Annotated in this window: 3 protein-coding genes; all 3 read left to right on the top strand. The window is 55.7% G+C overall.

Features of this window, described 5'->3' with window-relative positions:
- The first annotated feature begins 158 nt into the window (after positions 1–158).
- Positions 159–797 (top strand): YjbF family lipoprotein, encoded by a 639-nt coding sequence (locus tag RTK32_RS20830; protein WP_312047274.1) that lies wholly within the window; start codon positions 159–161, stop codon positions 795–797.
- The gene (locus tag RTK32_RS20825; RefSeq protein WP_312047272.1) at positions 794–1,546 is read left to right on the top strand and encodes a capsule biosynthesis GfcC D2 domain-containing protein; all 753 of its coding nucleotides are present in this window, start codon (positions 794–796) and stop codon (positions 1,544–1,546) included. Before RTK32_RS20830 ends, RTK32_RS20825 begins: the two co-directional genes overlap by 4 nt.
- Positions 1,546–2,802: YjbH domain-containing protein (locus RTK32_RS20820; protein WP_312047271.1), on the top strand; the 1,257-nt coding region annotated here is incomplete at its 3' end. The genes RTK32_RS20825 and RTK32_RS20820, both read left to right, overlap by 1 nt.

Here is a 2,802-nt window from a genome sequence, read left to right as displayed (position 1 = left end):
GAATCGGGCGCTTCAGTTCGCTAAAGCGAATCTTAATATCTTTAAATCAGCACCACCACCACGACCAGCACCACACGTTAAGAGCTGTAAATTAATCATAACCACACGCCTGTGTGGTTATTTTTTGAATTTTTAGACTTCATTCAGGAAACACACCAGTGCGCTACCTACCACTGCTGCTTTTATGCCTGCTTGCCCAGGGCTGCACACAAACACAAAAAAGCCTGGGAGAGACGGTAAAACTGGCTCTGCTTGGGCCAGATGATGTCGAGGTTACGGCTGAGCAGGTTGAAGGTCTGCCTTACGCCAGCATGTACCTACGCGTTAACGACGGGCAGCGTATTTTCGTCGTACTGGGCTTTGACGAAAACGGCCAGCAAAAATGGATCACGCGCGATCGCACGATGATCGTTACCCGGCATGGCCGCGTGGTAAAAACATTGGGCCTGGCGAACGACCTGCATGAGGTGAGCAATCTCGATCAGGATCCGCTGGCCGATCCGCTGCATTTGACCGAAGGTGCAGGCTGGACTCGCCAGCTGAGCTGGTCGGCGGCTGGCCGTTTCCACGCCGCGACGGCAGTGTCGCGTTTTACACGTCTGCAGGACCAGGTGCTTGACCTGATTGGACACCGTGTCGCCTGCCGCGTCTGGCAGGAAGAGGTCACGGCTGACGGTAATACCTGGCGCAATATTTTCTGGATCGACACGACTACCGGTCAGGTTCGCCAGTCGCGGCAGACGCTGGGCGACGACTTCTCCGTTGAAACCACCATTCTGAAGCCTGCGAAATCATGAAAAATATCACTTACTTCCTCGCCGGTTTTGCCGCCTGCGTGTCGCTAAACGTGTGCGCGGACAGCGAAGTCACCGTTTTCTCGCCGGACCGAAGCGAAACCGCGCTGGTTAGCCATGCGCAAAACCTGGCTCAGCTGACGGCAAGCCCCGCGCTGGCAGGAAAAACCTGGTGGCCAGGCACGGTTATTAGCGAAAAACTGGCGACGGCAGCAGCGGTACAGCAGCAGCAGCAGCTGCTGACGCGCCTGAAAAACTGGAGTGCAGCGCTGCGTGCTGATGATGACGGTGAAAAAGCGACGATAGTCGATAACCTCTATCAGCAAATTGCCGCCATCAAGGTGACGGGCAGGCAGATCGTTAATCTTGATCCCGACTGGGTGCGTCTGCGTCCGGAAGACAACCGCCTGTTGGCGGGCGAATACAGCGTCTATACGCTACAGAAACCGGGCAGTCTGACGATTGCCGGCCTGGCGAACGGTAGCGGTAAAACAACCTGGGTAGCCGGCCGTAGTGTGGTTGACTACCTGGCTGACCACGAGCGTCTGGACGGCGGCGAACGCAATTTCGTTACGCTTATCGCGCCTTCCGGCAAAACGGAACAGGTGCCGGTTGCCTACTGGAATCACCGCCATGTTGAACCCGACGCGGGCAGCATCATCTACGTTGGCTTTTCTGCCTGGTCGCTGCCTGACGGCCCGGATCTTAACCAGCAAATTATTTCTGTTTTGACGCACCGGATCCCTGACTGATGAAAAAAACTTACCTTCTCAGCCTGCTGGCAATGTCCGTGGCCTGCGCTTGTCAGGCTCAGGCTGCAGATCCTGTCGGGCCATCGCAGTCCGACTTTGGTGGCGTGGGCCTGCTTCAGGTGCCAACGGCGCGCATGGCGAAAGACGGCGAATTCAGCCTGAACTACCGCTATAACGATCAGTACCGCTTCTATTCTTCCTCGGTACAGCTTTTCCCATGGCTGGAAGCCACCATCCGCTATACCGATGTGAAAACCCGTCGCTACAGCGCCGTGGAAAGCTTCAGCGGCAGCCAGTCCTATAAAGACAAGGCGTTCGATCTGAAAGCGCGACTGTGGCAGGAAGGCTACTGGCTGCCGGAAGTCTCGGTGGGTGCGCGTGACCTGGGCGGCACGGGGCTGTTCGACAGCGAATACATGGTAGCCAGCAAAGCCTGGGGGCCTTTTGATTTCACCGTCGGGCTGGGCTTTGGCTACCTGGGCAACAGCGGAACGGTAAAAAACCCCTTTTGTGAGGCGGATAGCAGCTATTGCTACCGTTCTAACAGTAATGGCACAGCCGGTTCAGTCAGCGACAAAGATCTGTTTAAAGGCCCGGCGGCTGTTTTCGGTGGGATTGAATACCAGACGCCGTGGCAGCCGCTGCGCCTGAAGGTGGAATACGAAGGTAACAACTATCAGGATGATTTCGCCGGTCGACTGGAGCAGAAAAGCAAAATTAACGCCGGGGCTATTTATCGACTCACCGACTGGGCCGATATTAACGTCAGCTACGAGCGTGGTAACACGCTGATGGCAGGCTTTACGCTGCGCACCAACTTTAACGATCTGCATACGGCGTCGGTTGATGTGCCTAAACCGGCTTACCATCCACAGCCGCAAGGGGAGTTCCTGGAATCAACGGTGGTGGCAAACCAGTTGACCGATCTGAAATATAACGCCGGCCTGCTCGGACCAAAAATTCAGGTCAAAGGCGACACGCTTTACGTTTCCGGTCAGCAGACGAAGTACCGCAATACCCAGGAAGGTATCGATCGCGCTAATGTGATCATGATGAATGCGCTGCCGCAGAACATTGAAAAGCTGAACGTGACCGAAACGCGCAACAATATGCCGCAGGTCACGACAGAGACCAGCACCGATAGCCTGCGTCAGCAGCTGGAAGGCTATCCGCTCGGCAAAGAGAAAATGCTGGATCAGAAGCGGGTTAATCCGTCAGACCCGGGCCATGTCGAGCAGGGTTACTACATAGACGCA

The sequence above is a fragment of the Erwinia sp. genome, assembly GCF_031978025.1.
GTDB lineage: Bacteria > Pseudomonadota > Gammaproteobacteria > Enterobacterales > Enterobacteriaceae > Erwinia.
Note: the sequence above shows the minus strand (reverse complement) of the source record. Positions and strands in the feature narration are given on the sequence as shown.

Excerpts from the sequence above, each read along its gene's own strand:
- RTK32_RS20825 (WP_312047272.1), top strand. The coding sequence starts at position 794 with ATGAAAAATATCACTTACTTCCTCGCCGGTTTTGCCGCCTGCGTGTCG.